The sequence below is a fragment of the Streptoalloteichus hindustanus genome (genome assembly GCF_900129375.1).
Taxonomy (GTDB): Bacteria; Actinomycetota; Actinomycetes; order Mycobacteriales; family Pseudonocardiaceae; genus Streptoalloteichus; species Streptoalloteichus hindustanus.
Genome location: NZ_FQVN01000014.1, coordinates 51,713 through 70,602, shown reverse-complemented (window position 1 = coordinate 70,602; position 18,890 = coordinate 51,713). Strand labels below are relative to the sequence as shown.

Here is an 18,890-nt window from a genome sequence, read left to right as displayed (position 1 = left end):
TGAGTGGATCTTCCCGCTGCCGGCCGGTCAGGCGTTCCCGCTGGCCGAGGCGGGAGCGACGACGGGTGTCTCGCTCGCGTGCGCTTCCCTTGCGGTGGAACGGTGGGCTCGGGTGCTCAGGGCCAGTGCGAGGAGGGCGAGGAGTTCGAAGCCCGCGCCGGAGACCGGCAGTGCGGTGAGGAGTCCGGCGCTGGCGAACACACCGCCGAGGGCGGCGGCCAACGTCTGTCCCAAGTAGACGGCGCTGTTGTTCAGCGCGAGCAGCACGTCCCCGTGGGAGCCGCCGATCCCGAGCAGGCGGTGCTGGATGAGGGGGAAGCTGGCCCAGTGCACCAGTCCCCAGAACGCGAGGCCGACCGCCGCGCCGGGCACTGACCGGAGCGCGAGGCCCAGCACGGCCAGCACGACCGTCAGCAGGGCGAGGGAGCCGGCGAGGCCGGCGGTGGGGTTGACGCGGTCGGAGAGCCGGCCGCCGAGCAGGACGCCGGCGAAGCTGCCGACGCCGAACGCCAGGAGCAGCCAGGGTTCGGCGGCTGAGGTGGCGTGGGTGACGCTGTCCAGCAGGGTGCCGAGGTAGGTGTAGACGACGAAGGTGCCGAGCACCCACAGCATCGTGACCAGCATGGCCGAGGGCGCCCGGCGGATGCGGACCGCGCCGAGCCGCTGCCGGATGCCGGCGCTCCCGCTGCCCGGCAGTTCCGGGACGCTGACGAGGAGTCCGACGCCGCTGACGACGGCGAGCGCGGTGACGAATCGAAGGCCCACCGCCACGACAGCGCGTTGCCGATCACGTTGCCCAGCGGGACGCCCAACGCGATCGCGGAGGTCATGCCCGCGTACACGACCGCCAGTGCGCGTCCACGTCGCTCCGGCGCGGTGATGCGGGCCGCGGTGCCCGAGGCGGTGGCGGCGAACAGCGCCGCGCCCGCGCCGGCGACGAACCTGCTCACCAGCAGGACCGCGTACGACGTGGCGATCGCGGAGAGCACGTTGCCCACCGCGAACACGGCGAGCACGGCGACGAGCAGCGTGCGGCGGTCGACCGTCCCGGTGAGGCCGGCCAGGATCGGCGCCGCGACGGCGTAGGTGATCGCGAAGACGGTCACCGTCTGGCCGGCCGCGGCCGTGGACAGGCCGAGATCGTGGCCCAGGGCGGGCAACAGCCCGGACACGATGAACAGATCGGTGCCGATCGCGAACATGCCCAGCGCCAGCAACCAGATCTGGACGGCGGCCGAGCGGTTTCCCCCGGATTCGCCCTGCGACATCAGTGCCACCTCGCAACTAACCGCATATGTGGTTACTACGGTGACTCAACCTATCATCTGGTTATGAGCGAGGAGCGACGGCGCTGCTGGGCCTGGTACGGCGGACGGCTCAGCGTGGACTTCGTGAACACGCGCGTGGAGCGCTACGCCGCCGGCCGGGAACTGCTGAGCCACCCCCGGGACCTGGAGGAGTGGTTCGAGGCCGCGGAGCTGGTGCCGTGCCGGGGCCAGGTCGACGAGGAGCTGCTGACCGAGGCCAGGCAGTTGCGCGAGGCGATCGACGCCGGGCTGCGGTCCGTGGTCCAGGGCGAGCGCTTCCCGGCGGAAGCCCAACAGGTGCTCAACTCCTGGCTGGCGCGCAGCGGGGAACACCCGCCGCGCCTGGAGCTCTGCGACGGGGTGCCGGTGCTCCGCGTCGCGGCCGAGCCGACGGACGCCCGCGGCGCGCTCGGCCGGATCGCCCTCGACGCGGCGGAACTCCTCGGCAGCGAGATGCGCGACCGGGTGCGCATCTGCGACGGGGTGAACTGCAGCGGCCGGTTCGTCGACCTGTCGGCGGGCCGGCGGCGTCGTTGGTGCCAGATGGCCGTGTGCGGCAACCGGGCCAAGGCCGCCCAGCACCGCCGCTCGACCACCAAAGCCTGACCTGCGGCGAATTCCGCGGCACGTCAGGAGAACGGGGACGTCCCTCGCACGTCCCTCCATAGTGGACTGATCAGGATCAGGACGGCTGCGCGTCAGCCCACGACCGAGCCTGGCGGCGCCTCAGGCCATCGACGAGGGGCCGCCGACCAGAACTCCGAAGCCCGCGTCGACCCGGACCACGGCTCCGGACACCGCCGCCATGGCGGGATCGACGAGCGCGCCGATCACGGCGGCGACGTCGTCGGGCTCGACCACACGGCCGAGAACGGAGTTGCCGCTGAGGAACTCACGGCGCTCCCCCGTGATCACCGAAGCGCTGGCCTCGGTGATGACCGCTCCGGGAGCGACGGTGTTGACCGTGATGCCGTCAGCGGCGGCCTCGGCGGCGACGTGCCGAGCGAAGGTGTTCAGCGCCGCCTTCGCGGTGGAGTGCGACAGCCGGCCGGAGCCGACGTAGTCGGCGGCGGTGCTGGACACGTAGATGATCCGCCCCGACCGCCGGGGACGCATCACGGCCAGTGCCGCCTTCGTCACGAAGAAGGCGCCGGCCAGCTCCCCCGTCACCTTGCCGACGAAGTCGTCCCACTCCACGTCCGACAGCGGCTCGAAGCGAGGGGTGACGGTGTTGGCGTTGCACACCAACACGTCGATGCCACCATGAGCGGCCATCACTTCGGCGATCAACGCCGACACCTGCTCGGGATCACAGACATCGGCGGCGAGCGCGGTGGCACTGCCGCCCCGGGACACGATGTCGTCGACCACCGCCCGCGCGGCGTCCGCGTTGGCGCGGTAGTTGACGATCACGTGGTGACCACGGCGTCCCAGTTCCCGAGCGGTGGCCGCGCCGAGGCCACGACCAGCACCGGTGACCACGGCGACCGAAGACGTTGCCCGCACGTTGTCGTTCCCCTCGTCGCGTCTTCTCCGGGACGCGACCGTAACACCGACCCTTTCCCGGAGTAAGTACGTACCTTGACGTAAGTTCCTTACCTGACAAGGAAACTCGACGTCACAGGGAAGTGACCACGGCCGTGAGCAACGTCTTCCACCGGGACTGCCCAGCCCGGATGGTCCTGGACCACGTCGGCAGCCGCTGGGGCGTGTTGATCCTGACCGCCCTGCGCGAGCGCTCCCACCGCTTCTCGGAACTCCACGCGACCATCGACGGCATCAGCGAGAAGATGCTGTCCCAGACCCTGACCACGATGCGGCGGGACGGGCTCGTGACACGTCACGTCGATCCCGCCGTCCCGCCGAAGGTGCACTACGAGCTCACCGACTTCGGCCGCGGACTCGCCGAGCACATGCACAACCTCGTGCGGTGGATCGGCGCGAACGCCGAGCACGTCGTGACGGCGCAACAGAAGTACGACGCCCAGGAGCCCCCAGCCCGCCAGTAGACGCGCGATGTGGACGCGCCGATCTGACTGGGCGGCACACGTGTTTCCGCGAGGTGGCTGCAATTCCGTGTAGCAGCCCAGCCAGATCGACTTCGTGCGGTTCCCGCCCACCCGGACAGGATGACGGCCGGAGCCAGCCAGCCGGACATCACCGAGGGGCGCGGACGATCAGCCCTCGGGGTAGAAGACGAACAGCCGGCAACCGGTCGTGGACTGCGGGATGTGGCTCGACCCGGCCGGGCAGTGCAGGAAGGTGCCGGCGGGGTAGTCCCGCACCCCGTCGTTGAACACCCCCGACACCACGAAGACCTCCTCCGGACCCGGCTCGTGCACGTCCAACTCCGGCCACACCGCGCCCGGCGCGATGTCCACCACGTGGCACGACCGGCCCGACGGCTCACGCCACAACTCGCGCAACGTGATGCCCTCGCCGAACGGCTCGCGCGACGGCACATCATCCACGTGGGTCCAGACGACGTCGGTCATGTCGACACCTCCAGCAGCGACACGGATGCAACACATCATCGACGGCTGATATTTACGTCGGGAACGTATCATCACGCACTGATGGATGCCAACGACGTCGACGACCGGCTCTTCGAGGTGGGCCGCGCACTGAGCTGCCGGATCCGGATCGCGCTGCTGCACACGCTGCTCGACGGCGACGCGTCGGTCGGCGAACTCGTCGCGAGCACCGGGGCGTCCCAGCCGAACGTCTCCAACCACCTCGCCACGCTGCGGTCCGCCGGGCTGGTCGCCGCCGACCGCGAGGGCCGGGTGATCCGCTACCGCCTGGCGTCACCCCAGGCCGCCGACCTGGTTCGAGCCCTGAGCGCGGCCGCCAGGGCGGACTAGCACCAGACCGCGCCCACCGGGACCAGGCGCCGGCGTGCGATCACTCAGCTCCGGGGGTGAGCGTCCCCATGACCCGAACCCGGAGGTCGATCCGGTCGATGTCGGCCAGGGCGAGCGCGCGCGGCACCGTGCCGACCTCGGCCTGGAGGATGCCCAGCAGCACGTGCGCGGGCCGCAGGTCCTTCTTCCGCCCGGCGGCGGCGACACCGCGCTCCAGCGCGAGTTTCGCGGATGCGCCCAGCTTCGGCCGACCGACGTCCCCGCTCGGTCGCGGCAGCGCGAAGGACCTGAGGGACACCCCGGCGGCGTTCAGGCTGTGCTCGAACTCCCGGTCCAGCGCGGCGCGCACCGCCCGCCGGTCCAGCCCGACCGAGGCCAGCACCTCCCGCGTGCTGACCTCCGGGTCCTCGGCGACGGCGAGCAGCAGGTGGTGCGCCTCCACGGTCGCCGATCCGTCGTCCCGCGCCTCGCGCTCCCCCCGCACCACGACCCGGCGGAGATACTGGTCGTACGTGGACACCATCAGCGCCTCCTCAGCTCGACCCCGGCGGCGATGAGCCGCTTGGCGTGTTTCTTGTGGACGGCCTGGCGGGTGACGCCGAGCGCCTCGGCGACCTGTGGCCAGCTCCAGCCCTCACGCATGGCCTCCTCGACGGCGGCGTCCTCCAACTGGTCGGCGAGCCGCCGCAACGCGACGACCGCCGCGAGACGATCACCAGGGCCGTGCGGGTCGGACACCTCGACATCAGGCATGTAAGCAACCGTAGTTGACTAATGACGCTTTAGTCAACGCAGGTTGCTCCCAGTTGCCACGCGCCGGACCCGGCCGGAGAGCCGACGCGAAACGTTCCACCGCGCGAATGCCCCGACACCCCGCCACCTCGGGACGCGGTCTCCATTCCCGCGAGCATGACACGAGGATGACAACAGGCCAATCCCAGGACGACGCGCGAGACGGCTCAAAGGTTGCCAACACTTCCAAACATTTCCAGCATGGCCCCGGAAGCGCCGTGAGACCGTTCCCGACGTTTGTTGAACGCGTCGCGCTACCACGACACCGACGTCAACGTTCATCTTTTTTGCCGAGCCCGCAAAGAGGACTCCAGGAGCTCCTCACCAGCGGTGATCCCGGACACAAGCGCGAGCTGAACCAATCGGGCCGTGAGCTCGCCAAACCCCGCGCCGCGGCGCGTACCAAATCGCGCTCTCGCCGTTCTACCTCCGTTCGGAGGTAGAACGGGGACGACCTCGGTGACAGGATCCCGAAGCTGGACATCGCCAGCGTCGGCGCGGGCCGCGTGTCCGCTCGTTTTTCTGGGGGTCTGTTTGTCATGCGCGCATTCGCGTTGGCACGTCGGTCTCTCGTCGCCACGGCACTGGTCGCCGCGGTCGTGCCCACCGCGTTGGCCGGTTCGGCCCAGGCTGCGGAAGGCCGGGTGGACAAGCCCGCCGGCGGCGAGGTGGTCGACGGCCGGTACGTCGTGTCGTTGAAGGAGCCGGCCGGGCTGGCGAAGGCGGCAACGGCCGAGGCGGTGGCCGCCCGGTACGGCGGAAAAGTCGAGCGGGTGTACCAGTCGGCGTTGGCCGGCTTCGCCGTCTCCGCCACCGAGAAGCAGGCCAGACGCCTGGCGGCCGACCCGAGAGTGGCCAGGGTGGAGGCCGACTCGGTGGTCAGGGCCACCGCGACCCGGCCGAACGCCCCGTGGAACCTGGACCGGGTCGACCAGCGGAGCATGGTGCTGAACAACGCCTACAACTACCCGGACAGCGCGGGCGAGGGCGTCACCGTGTACGTCCTGGACACCGGCGTGCGGACGTCGCACGCCGAGTTCGGGGGCCGGGCGTCGGTCGGTTTCGACGCGATCGGCGACAGCTGGAAGGGCCAGGACTGCAGCACCACCGGTCACGGCACGCACGTCGCCGGCACCGTGGCCGGCACGACCTTCGGCGTCGCCAACAAGGCCAAGATCGTGTCGGTGCGGGTGCTGAGCTGTGACAACGTCGGCTCGGTCAGCCAGATCGTCGCGGGCATCGACTGGGTGACCGCGAACGCCAAGAAGCCGGCCGTCGTGAACATGAGCCTCGGCGGCTCGCGCTCCGAGATCGAGGAGGCCGCGCTCAAGCGGTCGATCGACGCGGGCATCACCTACGTCGCCTCGGCGGGCAACTGGGAGTCCAACGCCTGCTCCTACAGCCCCGCCGCGTACCCGGACGTGATCACGGTCGGCGCGAGCAACCCGGCGGACGAGCGGGCCAGCGGCTGGACCGGCTCGGGCGCCGAGACCGGGTCCAACTACGGGTCGTGCGTCGACCTGTTCGCGCCCGGCGAGGCCATCAAGTCCGCGCACAACGCGACCAACAACGCCACCGTGGTGCTCCGGGGCACGTCGATGGCCTCCCCGCACGTCGCCGGCGCGGCGGCGCTGTACCTGGCGCAGAACCCCACCGCGACTCCGGCGGAGGTGACCAGGGCGGTCGTGGGCCGCGCGACCGAGGGCGTGCTGAAGCAGAGCACCCTGAAGAGCGGCTCCCCCAACAAGTTCCTGTACATCGGGCCGGCCGACGCCGTGTGCTCGGTGAGCAACGACAACCGGCAGGCGGTGCCGGACCGGGGCACCGTCACCAGCGCCGTCGAGGTCGGCTCCTGCGGTCGGAAGGTCGCCGAGAACGCCTCGGTGCGGGTGCGGGCCGAGCACCCGTTCCGGGGTGACCTCTCGCTGCGGCTCGTCGCGCCCAACGGCGCCGAGGTGGAGCTGAAGGCGGCGGACAGCGCGGACACCGCGACCGACCTCGACCGGACCTACCCGATCAACCTGTCCGCTGTGGACGCCAATGGCACGTGGAAGCTCGTGGTGCGGGACAACTTCGACCTCGACGAGGGGGCTCTGCTCGGATGGACGCTGAACCTGTGACAGAGATCGGCCGCCGCGGTTTCCTGGCGGCGATCGCGGTCGCGGGCCTGGCCGGCTGCACGACCGCCCCGCCGCCGCGCCCGGCGGCCGCACACCAGCCCGGTGTGCTGGGTCCCGGTCGGGCCGCGTTCACGCTGGCCGCGTTCGACGTCCAGGCCCAGAACCGGGTGGAGCTCGCCGATACGCTGCGCGCGCTGAGCTCGCCCGTCCCGAACGCCTCGGTCACGGTGGCGGTGGGCGCGTCGTTGTTCAAGGACCGGTTCGACCTCTACTGGAGCAAGCCGCGACAACTGGAGCGGATGCCGGAGTTCCGCAACGACGTGCTCGCGCCGGAATGGTGTCATGGCGACCTGTTGGTGCAGGTGCTCGCCGACACGCCCGAGGCCGCGCGGGCCGCGCTGGCCAGGCCCGTTCCGGGACTCGCGCCCCGGTGGCGGATCGACGGGTTCCAGTCGCAGGACTCCCGGAACCTCTTCGGGTTCCGCGAGGGCGCGGGCAACCCGGACACGTCGAACGCCGCCGCCATGGACGACCTGGTGTGGGTCGGGCCGGACGACGACGAGCCCGAGTGGTGCGTGGGCGGGAGTTACCTGGTGGTGCGCCTGATCCGCCTCGCCATGCCGACGTGGGACCGCAAGACCACGGAGGAGCAGGAGCAGGTTTTCGGGCGGCGCAAGGAAAGCGACATCCCGCTCGGGAAGTCCGAGAAGGACGGTGGGCTGGATCTGCCGAAGATGCCGGTGGACGCGCACGTCCGGCGGGCCGCCGAGAGCGGCGGCCGCCGCATCCTGCGCCGGAGCTACTCCTACCGCAGGAGCGCGGAGGACACGGGACAGATCTTCACGTGCTACCAGCGTGATCTGAAGCGCGGCTTCGAGACGGTCCAGCGCGGACTGGCCGGCGAAGCCCTGGAGAGGTACGTGATGCCGTTCGGCGGCGGCTACTTCTTCGTGCTGCCGGGCCCGCGAACCGGCACGCAGGAGTACGTCGGACAGCGCCTGATCAACGCCGGCTGACTTTCGCCGGAGCTTGGGGGAGAAGTGCTGGAGTTCGGGCTGCTGGGCCCGGTCGAGGTGCACGACGACGGCGTGCCGATCGCGATCGGCGCGGCGAAGCTGCGCGGCCTGCTGGCCGCGCTGCTGCTGAAGCCGAACCGGACCGTGCCCACGGAGACCCTGATCGAGCGCGTGTGGGCAGAGCGCCCACCGCTGCGCGCCGTGGCCACGTTGCAGAACTACGTGCTGCGCCTGCGACAGGCATTGGGCGGCCACGGCGCGGTGATCCGCACCGCCGTGGGCGGCTATCTGATCGCGATCACGGCCGAGCAGTTGGACCTGTCCCGCTTCGAGCTGTTGACCGCGGAGGCCGAGCGCGCCACCGACCCGGCGGAAACGTCGCGGTTGCTGGCCGAGGCGCTTGCGCTGTGGCGCGGCCCGGCCCTGATGGGCATCACCTCGGAGCCGCTGTTGCGGGAGGAGGGAGCGCGCATGGAGGAGATGCGGCTCAACGCGGTGGAACGCCGCATCGACGCCGAACTGACGCTGGGCAGGCATCTCGCGCTGGTGCCGGAACTGCGCGCGCTGACCGCCGAACACCCGTGGCGGGAACAGTTCTGGCGCCAACTGATGGTCGCGCTGAACAGATCGGGCCGACGCGCCGAGGCGCTGGCGACCTACCGCCAGGTGTCCCAGTTGCTGTCCGAGGAACTGGGCCTCGACCCCGGCCCTGAGCTGCGGGAGCAACACGCGGCGATCCTGACCGGCGGCAACTGACAGAAGATCAGGGGTGGAGGCGGGCGAAGCCGCCTCCACCCCTGACGCGTGTCCGGCGTCCTCCGGGATCGGCCGCCACTGTTCTTCACAGGTTGTGGGGAAACAACCGGACCACTGTCCTCGCCACGGTCAACTCGACCAGATCACCGGACTCGCCGGGGAGATCGACGTCCTCGGGCAGCTCGACCGACACCGTCGATCCGCCCACCTCCAGGTAGACGGCCTCCTCCGGAAGCACCCGCAGCTGTCCACTCAGGACGACGTGCTCACCCCGGAGCCGGAGTCCCGCCACACCACCAGAACGGAGTCGGACCTCTGACGCCATCTCAGCTTCCACGTCCAGCTCCACGTCACAGGTCCCGCCCACCCGCGGCGGATCGTTCGAGACCCACAACCCCGCACCCTCCCCCGCCGAGCAGCGGAACTCCACAATGGACCCCGACTCGGTGAAGGACAGGCCTGTCAACTCGACCCTCATCACCACGAACCCTTCGGAAACGGAACCCGGACCTGGACATTGTCCACGTAGAACTGGCCGCTGCTGTCCTGTCGCCACGTTTCCTCGTGGTAGTGGAACTTGGTCGGCTTGCTGTTCATCTCGTGGTCGCCGAACCGGATCGTGCGCTTCCCGTCCGCCGAGGTGATGCGGTTCGGGTCCGGCAGGCCGGTCCGCGGGTGAATGTTGCTGTGCGGGCCGGGGCCGAGGAAGTCGTCCCACCGGTCCACCGCGTCACGCGGCTTCACGGGCCGGGGGTGGATGGTTTCGGTCTCGATCGCCCGGTTGTTGCTGTTGCCTCCGGTGTTGCCCGGCTTGGCGGTGGCCGGCTTCAGGCCCGACGGGTCGGTGAGAGCGGTGGGGAGGTTCCCCACGTAGGCATGGAGGTTGAAGCCACCGTCGAACCCGATGGGGTCCTCGCTGAGGAAGCGCTGGAGAACCGGGCTGTAGTAGCGGGCTCGGTAGTAGTAGAGACCCGTGCCGTCGTCCTCCCGGCCGGTGAACCGGTACGGGTTGTCGTCGGCACCTGACGTGTAGGTGCGACCGAACGGCTCGTAGGTGTACGAGACTCCGGCGCCGTTGCCGTCCACCAGACCGATGGCGCTGCCCAGCGCGTCGGTCAGGTACCGCCGCTGGACACCGCCCGACGTGCGCAGGTGGAACCCGTCGACCCCGGAGGCGGTCATCGACGTGACGGTGTTGCCCACCTTCTCCTGCAACGGGTTCGCACCGTCGTAGAGGTAGTTGGTGGTCGTCCCGTTGATCGTCCTGGCCGACCGCCGGCCGTCGGCCGTGTACCCGAACCTCGCAGCCAGGCCCGGTCGTTCCATCGACGCCAGCTCGCCACGCGCGTTCCACGTGTAGGTCGCGGCGCCGTCGGAGGTCAGGTTGCCGTCGGGGTCCCAGGTGATCGACGCGCCGGCGACGGTCCTGACCCGGTTCGCCAGGTCGTAGGTGGCCGGGCCGAACGGCTCGGGCAGCATCGCGCGGGAGAACTTGCCCGCGGTCTGGGTCGGCAGGCCCGCCGCGTCGTAGGTGTAGGTCAGGTCGCCGAGGACCGTGTTGCCCGAGCGGTACGTGATCGCCTTGATCTGGCCGGCGTCGTCGTAGCCGTAGGTCTGGGACACGCCCCCGTTGGCGGCGCCGACCCGTTCCGGGCGGCCCGCCTTGTCGAAGCTGACCGTGCTGACCGGCTTGCCGCCCTCCTGGATCTCGCGCAGGGCGCCGCCGGCGTCGTAGAGCTGCCGCACCGCCGCGCGGCCCGCGACCGTGGTGGTCCGGTCCCGCTCGGTGGCGCTGTAGGAGTAGGACACCTTGCCGGCCGGCGTGGTCTCCGCGGTCACGCGGTCCAGGTCGTCGTAGTCGGTCGACGCCTTGCCGGCGGTGGAGTCCTCAGTGGACCGGAGGCGGTCGCCGGCGTCGTAGCCGTAGGTGACCGTGCTCTCGGCGCCGTACTTGGTCTCCCTGAGCCGGTTGAGCAGGTCGTACTTGTGCTCGGTCACGACGCCGCGGCGGCTGGTGTACCTCTCCAGGTTGCCGTTGAAGTCGTACTTCGCCTCCGCGGCCCAGGACACGCCCAGCGGGTCGGTGACCGACCGGACCTGGTCCATGGCGTTGTAGTCGAACCGGGTCACGCCGCCGCGCGGGTCGGTCACCGCGGTCCGGTTGCCGTTGCGGTCGTAGTCGAACGCCACGGTCCGGCCCAGGCCGTCGGTCCGCGCGGCGATCTGGCTCGACGCCGTGTACGCGGTCTCGCTGACCACGCCACGCGGGTCGGCCACCCGCACGAGACGGCCGATCGCGTCGTAGGCGCTGGTCGTGGCCTTGCCGAGCGGGTTGGTCTCGCGCACCGCGTCGGCGTTGGCGTACTCGACGGTGCTCGCCTTCCCCGCCGGGTCGGTGATCTTGGTGACCAGTCCCCTCCCGTTGACCGAGTAGAGGGTCACGCGGTTCATCCGGTCCGTGACCTTCTCCACCGCGCCGCGCTTGTCCAGCGTGTAGACCGTCGCCTTGCCGAACTCGTCGGTGTGCTTGGTCAGCTCGCCGTGCGGCCCGCCCCGCTCGAACTTCTCGGTGCGCGCGCCGGGCGTGCCGGCGAGGACGGTGATCTCCTTGACGAAGCCCTTGGCGTCGTAGAGGTAGGTCGTCTTCCGCTTCAGCGGGTCGGTGACCGCCTTGCGGCGCACGCCGTCCGTCTCGTACTCGAAGCTGGTCGTCTGCGCGTCGCTCGTGCCGAACGCCTTGGTGTCGCTGGCGAGCTGTCCCTTGTCGTTGAAGGCGAACCGGCGGACCGCGCCGCGCGGGTCGGTCATCTTCGTCTCGGTGATCACGCCGTTCGCGTCGACGTACTCGAACTTCGTGACCCCGCCGTCGGCCGCGGTCTGGGCCCTGACCCGCCCCTTGTCGTCGTACTCGTTGAGCAGGTACCGGGTGCCGCGCGGGTCGGTGATGGTCTTGAGCAGGTCCTTGTCCCAGGTGTAGCGGGTGACCCCGCCCCCGGTGTCGGTGACCGTCTCCAGGTGCCCCGCGGCGTCGTAGGTGTAGCCGACGCGCCGGCCGAGGTTGTCCTCCACCGACCTGATCCGCGGCGGGTTGGCCTCGTCGTAGCCGATCCGCACCCACCGGCCGGTGGGCGAGGTGATCTGGGTGATCGGGCCGTTGGTCCGGACCTTGCCGTCACTGCCCGGCGGCGCCGGGGCCCTGGTGATCGTGGTGGTGTTGCCGTACTTGTCGCGGATCTCCTGGAGCGGCGCCTCCTCGCCGAGCACCATCACGGTGCCGTCGCGCAGCGTGACGTCCCACCCGCTGCCGTTCCACTTCACGACGGAGCCGTCGTACTCGGTGGGCGTCGGGTCGGCCCTGAACTCCGCGCCGGCGTAGTCCGTGCCCGGTGAGGTCCGCCGGTAGTGGATCTTGCTCCCGTCCGGCTGGACCAGGTCGAACTCCTGGAAGGTGAACTGCCCGATGACGCCGGGCGCCCAGGGGAAGATGCCGTAGCCGAAGTTGGTGCCGACGCCGAACGGCCGGATGTCGGGGTCGCCCTGCTGGTAGGAGCGGGTGATCCTGATCGGCCGGATGTCGTCGACCTCCAGGTCGACCTGCTCGTCCACCAGCAGACCGGTGGCCGGGTCGACCGGGTCGCCGACCCGGGTGCCGTTGGGCTTGGGGGCGTTCTTGGCCGGGTTCATGCCGGGCACGGCGGTCATCGCGCCGGTCAGCCGGTAGAACCGGACGTCGGGGTCGGGGACGATCCGCTTGCCGTCGGGCGAGACCGTGCCGTGGCCGTAGACGTGCCAGCCCTTGCCGTCCGGGTCGTAGTTCCAGAACTGGGTGCGGGTGCCCGGCGCTTCCTTGGTGTAGTTCGGGTAGATGATCGTGGCGCCCTCGGGGAAGAGGTAGCCGCCGCCGGGTTGCACCGTGAAGTAGACCGGGACCTTGGTCGGCGGCAACGGGAACGGCGGCCGGTCGATCGGGATCGGCGTCAGGCTCAGCTCGGTCGCGACGTTGCCGTTGGTGTCGCGGACGACCGTGCCGGCCGGCAGCCGCACCTCCAGGCCGGGGATGGCCTTGGTGGTGAGCACGGTCTCCTGGGTGGTCGGGCTCGGGATGCTGACCGCGCTGGAGGTGTCGATCTCGGGCAGGAACACGGTGTGCGGCAGCACGAGCACCTGGCCGCCCTTGATGTCCACCCCGATGTCGAACGCGCCGAAGGTCCGGCCCTGCGTGGTGGCCGTGCGGCCGTCCACGCGCAGCGCGACGTGCCCCTCGGACAGCCCCACCAGGGCGAACCGGCCCTGGTCGTCGGTGGTGGTCCGGTGGTCGCCGACGCTCACGGCGACGCCGGGCAGCGCCTGGCCCTGGGTCGACTCGACCTTGCCGACCACGCCGGTGAAGCCGACCGGGAACTCCAGCGGCCGGTCGCGGCTGGGGGCCGGCGCGTAGCGCGTGCTCCAGTCCGCGCCGCTGAGGTTGGCCGCGTCCGGCCGCCAGCCGCCGTTCCCGCCGCACGCGGACGAGGTCGGCTGCGCCGGCGGGTCCTCCGGGGCGGCCGGCGGCTGGTCGTTGCCCTCGGGCACCGGCGAGGTCCGGGCCGCGGGCGGGGTGGGCTCGGCCGCCACGCAGGTCGGGGTGGCCGCCTTGGGCGGGTCGAGCCGGACGCCCGGCGCGACGGCGGCGGCGGTCTGCGGCTTGCTGAGCGCCACGGTCATCGAGCCGGTCACGTTGTTGGCCGGGTCGAAGACCAGGGTGTGCGTGCCGGCGGCCTTGAGCGCGGGCAGCTTGAACCGGTCCCAGGACATCCACGTGTGCCGGGCCAGGAGGGTGCCGTCCGGCGCGACGAGGGTGTAGTAGGCGCCGAGGTTGTCGGGGAACGCCCTGGTGACCTCGATCTGCAGGACGTCGTTGGCTGCCCCGTCGAAGGTGACCCTGCCGTTCTGCGCCGGGCGGCCGATGGTGATCGTCTTCGCGGCGCCGCCGACGTCGACCTTGCCGCCGTCGGCCTCGCCCGACAGCGTCACGGACAGCTGGCCGGTGGTGGGCTGGGCCGACTGGTCCAGGGGTTCGAGCACGACCTGGTAGTCGCCGGCGGCCGGCAGCGCGGGCAGGTCGGCGCCGAAGGGGACGTTGGACGTGGAGTAGTACTCCAGGTCCCTGCCGTCCGGCTTGATCACCTTCGGCTTCAGGAAGGGCACGTCGGCGGAGGTGACGCCGAGGCTGAGCCGCTGGCCGGCCTGGCCGGTGAACTTCCCGACGATCTTCTGGCCGGGGACGGCCACCTTCGGGGTGAGCGCCGGTCCGTCGACCGCGATCTTGCCGATGTCCTGCGGCTCGGACGCGGCGATGGTGACCTCGCCGGTGCTGGCGAAGGTCGGGTCGAGGTGGACGCGGTACTTGCCGGTCTCCGGCAGCGCGGGGATGTCGAGCTTGCCGTCCTTGCTGCTGGCGACCAGCTTGTTGCCGGTCGCCTGGTAGACCCGCACGACGAGTTCGCCGGGGAGGGTCTTGTCGCGGTTGAGCAGGAACAGCGGCCGGCCCTTGACCCCGTCGAAGTTGAGCCACACCTCCTGGCCCGGCCGGCTGAACCTGGCCTTGGTCAGGGCGTTGACCGTGAGCTTGCCGCCCTCGACCGCGGTGGACAGCGACGCCTTGGCGGTGCCGACCGCCTCCCAGCCGCTGACGAACAGGTTGTGCTCCCCGTTCTTGCGGACCGAGATGTTGCGGGTCTCGGCGGTGCCGTTGCGCAGCTCGACCTGGTTCTCGTCCGGCTCCACCATGATCCCGCTCGGGTAGCCGGGGCGGCCGTTCTCCCGCAGGGTGTTCTCGGTGTAGGCGAGGACCAGTTGCTTGTCCTTCACGCCGGCGAACGGCAGGCGCGCGGACTGTCCGGGGCGCAGGACCTTGAACCCGGTGGCGGCCCCGTCGACGGCGAGCTTGCCGGCGTCGATCACCCCGGACAGCCACACCTTGCCGAAGCCGAGTTGCTTGGGGCCGAAGGTGACCGAGACCTTGTAGTTCCCGGCCTTCTTGGCCTTGAACACCATGGTCGGCACGTACAGCGTGAGCGAGTGCTTCCAGGTGTACTCCTTCTTGTCCGGGTCGGTGACCTTGACGACGAAGGTGTGCCGGGGCTCGCTCAGGTCGGTCAGGCCGAGGCTCAGCCACTCGCCCGCCTTGGCGGTGAACGGGATCTCGACGGCCTTCTCGGCCTCCTTGACCGTGAACGGCACGCCAGCGCCGTCCTTGGTCAGCTTGTTGCCGGTCAGGTCGCGGGAGGCGGTGATCCGGACCTTGCCCGCCGCGTTGTCGTCCGGCGCGACGACGATGGAGTAGGTGCCGTTGGCGCGGAACACCGGCAGGTCCTGGTGCAGCGTGCTGCCGGCCCACAGGTCGAGCGGGTCGCCCATGGCCCGGCGGGCGAAATCGCCGCCCTGCGGGGTGAACATCCACATCGCCGAGCGGACCGGAATGGTGTTGTTCTGCAGGTTCAGGTTGAGCTGCTCGCCGAACTTGCCGTCGACCAGCACCACCGCGGCCTTGCCCTGCGGGATGTCCAGGTCCACGGGCTTGCCGAGCTCCAGCCGGCCGCCGTACAGCAGCTTGCTGGTCACGAAACCGCGGGGCGCCACCAGGAAGTCGCTCGCGCTGGTCGCGGTGCCGCCCGGGGTGCGCACGGTGATCCGGCCGGAGGCCGCGGCCTCGGGCACCTCCACCACCAGGCTGGTCTCGCTCGCCTTCGTGACCCGCGCGGTGGTCTGGTGGAAGTGCACGACGTCGCGCGCCGCGTCCGGGTCGAAGCCGGTGCCGGTGATCGTCACCAGGTCGCCCCGGTCGCCGCGGTCGGTCGAGACGCTGGTGATCTTCGGCGCGGTGACGCCACGCGTGATCACGAACGGCCGCGGGCCGTCGACGGTCCTGCCGTTCGCGGTGACCCGGACGTTGCCGGCGGCGGTGCCCTGCGGCACGACCACCGTGAGCCGGTTCGGCGTCGCGGCCGTGACCTGCGCGGCGACGCCGTCGAACACCACGGTGTTGTCCGCGGGCTTCGCGGCGAAGCCGGTGCCACTGATCTCCACGCTCGTGCCGACCGGGCCGCGCGTCGGCACCAGCGCGAACACCGCCGCGCTGCCCGGCTCAAGCCGGTCGGTCCGCTCCAGGTTGCCGCTGTCGTCGTAGCGGTAGGCGGCGGCCTCGCCGGAGTTGTTGGCCACGCCGGCGAGTTGGCCGGCGGCGTCGTAGAAGTAGTCGCGGGGCCCGCCGGGCGCGCCGACGACGAAGGTGTACCTGGTCGGCGGCGACACCGTGCCGGTGGCGCTGACCTTGGCCCACGCGGTCAACGTGCGCTGACCCGAGCGGACCGGGGTGAGGCTGAGCACCGCCTTGCCGTCGGCCACCTGCTGCTCGCGGGGCGCGGCGTCGGTGTCCAACTGGTAGGTGATCACGTCCGCGGCCACCGGGCCGCTGGTCCGCACGGTCACCGACCCGGCCTGGCCGACGTTGCCGTGCGGCTGGCCGTCCGCGGGGAAGTCGGTGGAGGTGACCTGCGGTGACTCCGGCGTGGGCACCGGGAGCCCGCCGACGACGAAGGTGTGCCGGGTGGGCGCGGACGCCGTGCCGCCGAGGCCGAGCGCGGTCACGGTGAGGGTGTGCGTGCCCGAGGTGGCGGGGGTGATCTGCGCGGTGACCTCGCCGGTCCCGGCCACGGTGACGGCCGCCCCGTCGTTGAGCTGGTAGCGGTAGCCGACGACCGGGGTGGAGCTGCCCGGCGTGAACGTGAAGCCGCCGGCCTGGCCCGGCGCGCCGTGCGGCTGGCCGTCGGCCGGGTAGGCCGTCGAGGAGACCGCCGGCGCGGCGGGCGGCTGCGGCTTGGCCGGTGCCACCTTGAACTCGTAGGTGGTGGGCGCGGACTCCTCGCCCGCCGCGTTGACCGTGCGGACGGTCAGGGTGTTCGGCCCGGCGGCGGTGGGGGTGATCTTCGCCTGGGCCTTGCCGGTGCCGGGCACGTCCGTGGCCGGGCCGTCGCCGAGCCGGTAGCGGAACCCGGTGATCGGCTCGGTTCCGGTGGCGCGGAAGGTGAAGACGCCCTCCTGGCCGGGCGCGCCGTGCTCCGCGCCGTCGGCCGGGTAGTCGGCGGAGCGCACCATCGGCGCGCCCGGCGCCACGGGCGCGGCGATCTCGTGCCGCGTGGCCGGGGACTCGACGGCCGGGTCGGCGCCGACGGCGACGACCTCGACCGCGCTCGCGCCGCGCGGGAACAGGGTGGCCGCGCCGTCCTTCGCCGACTGGAAGATCCAGTCGCGGCCCTCGTTCCAGCGGTACCAGAACGCGGTCGCGCCGGCGGCGCGGGCGGTGAGCGTGTCCTGCCCGCTCACCTCGGGCGCGGGCAGGGCCGCGACCTCGAAGGCGTGGACGGCGGACTCGGAGTCGTGGCCGGTGCCGTCGACCGCGCGGACCTCCAGGGCCTGCTGGCCAACAGCGGGCGGGGCGAGGGCCACCTCGGCGCGGCCCTCGGGCGCGGCCACGCGGGCGAAGTCGCGCTGCCCGCGCCAGCGGTAGCGGAACTCGGTGGCGCCCACGGCCGAGCTGAACGAGAACTTGCCCGACTGGAGCGGAGCTCCGTGCGCGCGGCCGTCGGCCGGGTAGTCGCGGGAGAACACCTTCGGCGCGGCCAACGCGGTGGGCGTGAGGGTGAGCTCCAGCTTCGGCTCGCCCAGCCCGACCTTGCCACCGCTCGCGCGCAGGCCGAAGGTCAGCTTCGCGCGCTGCTCGTCGGCCGTGGACCGCGCCTGTTCGGTGACGTCGAAGGCGAGGGTCCGGTCAGCGCCGACGCGCTGGCGCGACAGCTCCTGGTTCCACTGCGGTTGCGCGCGGTGGGTGGTGCGGGGGTTGATCGGGCCGGTGGCCCACAACGTCGTCTCGACCGGCTTGTCCCCCGGCTCGGTGACCGGGACGACCAGCCGGGCGGAGTTCACGCGCTTGCCGGCCAACGCCAGGGTGTCGAGCTGGAAGAAGCTGCTGAGCTGGTCGGAGACCGCGGTGTCCTGCCGGTTCCAGCCGGGCTGCTCGGCGGCCGCGCTGTCGACCGTCGCCGTCTCCCGGCCCGCGACGCGCACCCGCTGGGTGAGTGTCCAGTCGCCGGTCGTCGCGGGCACCGCGTACTCGGCCGCGCCGTCGGCGACCTTGGTCGGGACGAGGTCGCGGCGGTCGCCGGCGCTCAGGGTCGCCGGGTCGGCGGTGAACACCGGGTTGTGCCGGGCGTCGAGGAACCGGATCGTGCCGTCCTCGGCGACCTGGGCCGCGAGCCCCCGCGTGGTCACCGGGAGGCGCAGCGTGCGGGCCGGGCCGGCCTTGCCGCTCACGACCTGGGTGAAGCCGTCGGGGTTGGCCGTGACGCGGAGGTCGCCGTCGGGCACGACGGCCGGGTAGGTCGCGGTGTCCCCGCGCAGTTGGGGTTCGGGCGCGGACGCGGCGGGCGCGCTCCAGCCGAGTTCGTGGCCGTCCTGCCGCAGGGTCGCGACCGGCCCGGAGCCGCCGGTGGAGAGCCGCAGGTCAACGGCGCTCACCCGGGGCGTGACGGCGTTCCCACCGTGGCCCGGGAGCGCGGCGCGCGTCAGCGTGATGTCCACCGCGCGCCACGCGCCGTCGCGGTGTACGCGCTGCGGGGAGCTGTGCAGGGTCAGCGACACCGTGCCGTCGGCGTTGGCCGTGACCGCTTCCGTCGCGCTGCTGAGCCCGAGCACCTCGACCGGGATGCCGCACGTGACGGCGACCCGCAGCGACGACGGCACGTCCGACCCGACGTCCGGGCACTCCCGCTGCCGGAACATGTCCGACGTGACCGCGAGCAGGGACAACAACAAAGTCCCGACCACCGCGAAGGTCGTGATCCGTCCGCCACGACCCCACCGCCACCGACCGGCGGCACTCCCCCGCTGCCCAGGCACGAGAACCTCCACACGACAGCCAGACCCCCCACAGGGGCCTCGACCGGATCACTGTCGTGCCGGTGGTTCTCCTCCCGCTCTCGCGCCGCTCTCGCCTCG

Annotated in this window: 13 protein-coding genes and 1 pseudogene; 6 read left to right on the top strand and 8 right to left on the bottom strand. The window is 71.5% G+C overall.

What is annotated here, in order from left to right; all coding sequences use genetic code 11:
- Window positions 1-27: 27 nt before the first annotated feature.
- Together BUE43_RS35460 and BUE43_RS36080 are read right to left on the bottom strand one after the other, a co-directional pair.
- Entirely contained in the window at window positions 28-765 is a 738-nt protein-coding gene (locus BUE43_RS35460; protein WP_234995985.1) for an MFS transporter, read from the bottom strand.
- 50 nt (window positions 766-815) lie between these two features.
- Window positions 816-1,202, bottom strand: a pseudogene (locus BUE43_RS36080) (MFS transporter); the annotation flags it as partial.
- Window positions 1,203-1,331: 129 nt separating this feature from the next.
- Here BUE43_RS36080 and BUE43_RS28885 point away from each other — a divergent pair.
- Window positions 1,332-1,913: a CGNR zinc finger domain-containing protein gene (locus BUE43_RS28885; RefSeq protein ID WP_073489402.1), complete on the top strand. Its 582-nt coding sequence runs from the start codon at window positions 1,332-1,334 to the stop codon at window positions 1,911-1,913.
- 120 nt (window positions 1,914-2,033) lie between these two features.
- Here the strand turns inward: BUE43_RS28885 and BUE43_RS28880 are convergent, their stop codons facing one another.
- Window positions 2,034-2,813: an SDR family oxidoreductase gene (locus BUE43_RS28880; protein ID WP_073489400.1), complete on the bottom strand. Its 780-nt coding sequence runs from the start codon at window positions 2,811-2,813 to the stop codon at window positions 2,034-2,036.
- A gap of 134 nt (window positions 2,814-2,947) precedes the next feature.
- Here BUE43_RS28880 and BUE43_RS28875 point away from each other — a divergent pair, with 134 nt between their 5' ends.
- On the top strand, window positions 2,948-3,316 hold the full coding sequence (locus tag BUE43_RS28875) for a winged helix-turn-helix transcriptional regulator (protein WP_234995983.1): 369 nt from the start codon (window positions 2,948-2,950) through the stop codon (window positions 3,314-3,316).
- 168 nt (window positions 3,317-3,484) lie between these two features.
- Here BUE43_RS28875 and BUE43_RS28870 read toward each other — a convergent pair whose 3' ends face one another.
- Window positions 3,485-3,802 (bottom strand): cupin domain-containing protein, encoded by a 318-nt coding sequence (locus BUE43_RS28870; protein ID WP_073489396.1) that lies wholly within the window; start codon window positions 3,800-3,802, stop codon window positions 3,485-3,487.
- An 81-nt stretch (window positions 3,803-3,883) separates the two neighbouring features.
- On the opposite strand from BUE43_RS28870, the gene BUE43_RS28865 reads away from it, so the two are divergent.
- On the top strand, window positions 3,884-4,171 hold the full coding sequence (locus BUE43_RS28865) for an ArsR/SmtB family transcription factor (RefSeq protein WP_073489382.1): 288 nt from the start codon (window positions 3,884-3,886) through the stop codon (window positions 4,169-4,171).
- A 40-nt stretch (window positions 4,172-4,211) separates the two neighbouring features.
- Here the strand turns inward: BUE43_RS28865 and BUE43_RS28860 are convergent, their stop codons facing one another.
- Both BUE43_RS28860 and BUE43_RS28855 read right to left on the bottom strand, forming a co-directional pair.
- Entirely contained in the window at window positions 4,212-4,694 is a 483-nt protein-coding gene (locus BUE43_RS28860; RefSeq protein ID WP_200797710.1) for a Clp protease N-terminal domain-containing protein, read from the bottom strand.
- Complete coding sequence (locus BUE43_RS28855; RefSeq protein ID WP_073489380.1) at window positions 4,694-4,924, bottom strand: hypothetical protein; 231 nt, start codon at window positions 4,922-4,924, stop codon at window positions 4,694-4,696. The genes BUE43_RS28860 and BUE43_RS28855 overlap by 1 nt, the downstream gene beginning before the upstream one ends.
- A gap of 578 nt (window positions 4,925-5,502) precedes the next feature.
- Here BUE43_RS28855 and BUE43_RS28850 point away from each other — a divergent pair.
- Genes BUE43_RS28850 through BUE43_RS28840 form a run of 3 tightly spaced genes read left to right on the top strand, consistent with a single transcriptional unit; the run spans window position 5,503 to window position 8,855 of the window.
- Window positions 5,503-7,083, top strand: coding sequence for a S8 family peptidase (locus BUE43_RS28850; protein ID WP_073489378.1), 1,581 nt, complete (start codon window positions 5,503-5,505; stop codon window positions 7,081-7,083).
- Entirely contained in the window at window positions 7,080-8,099 is a 1,020-nt protein-coding gene (locus tag BUE43_RS28845; protein ID WP_200797709.1) for a Dyp-type peroxidase, read from the top strand. The genes BUE43_RS28850 and BUE43_RS28845 overlap by 4 nt, the downstream gene beginning before the upstream one ends.
- 24 nt (window positions 8,100-8,123) lie before the next feature.
- A complete protein-coding gene (locus BUE43_RS28840) occupies window positions 8,124-8,855 on the top strand; it encodes an AfsR/SARP family transcriptional regulator (RefSeq protein ID WP_073489374.1) in 732 nt (243 codons plus the stop codon).
- Window positions 8,856-8,940: 85 nt separating this feature from the next.
- Here the strand turns inward: BUE43_RS28840 and BUE43_RS28835 are convergent, their stop codons facing one another.
- On the bottom strand, window positions 8,941-9,333 hold the full coding sequence (locus BUE43_RS28835; RefSeq protein ID WP_143174463.1) for a hypothetical protein: 393 nt from the start codon (window positions 9,331-9,333) through the stop codon (window positions 8,941-8,943).
- Window positions 9,333-18,791, bottom strand: a complete 9,459-nt coding sequence (locus BUE43_RS28830; RefSeq protein WP_143174462.1) for an RHS repeat-associated core domain-containing protein — start codon at window positions 18,789-18,791, stop codon at window positions 9,333-9,335. The genes BUE43_RS28835 and BUE43_RS28830 overlap by 1 nt, the downstream gene beginning before the upstream one ends.
- Window positions 18,792-18,890: the final 99 nt, after the last annotated feature.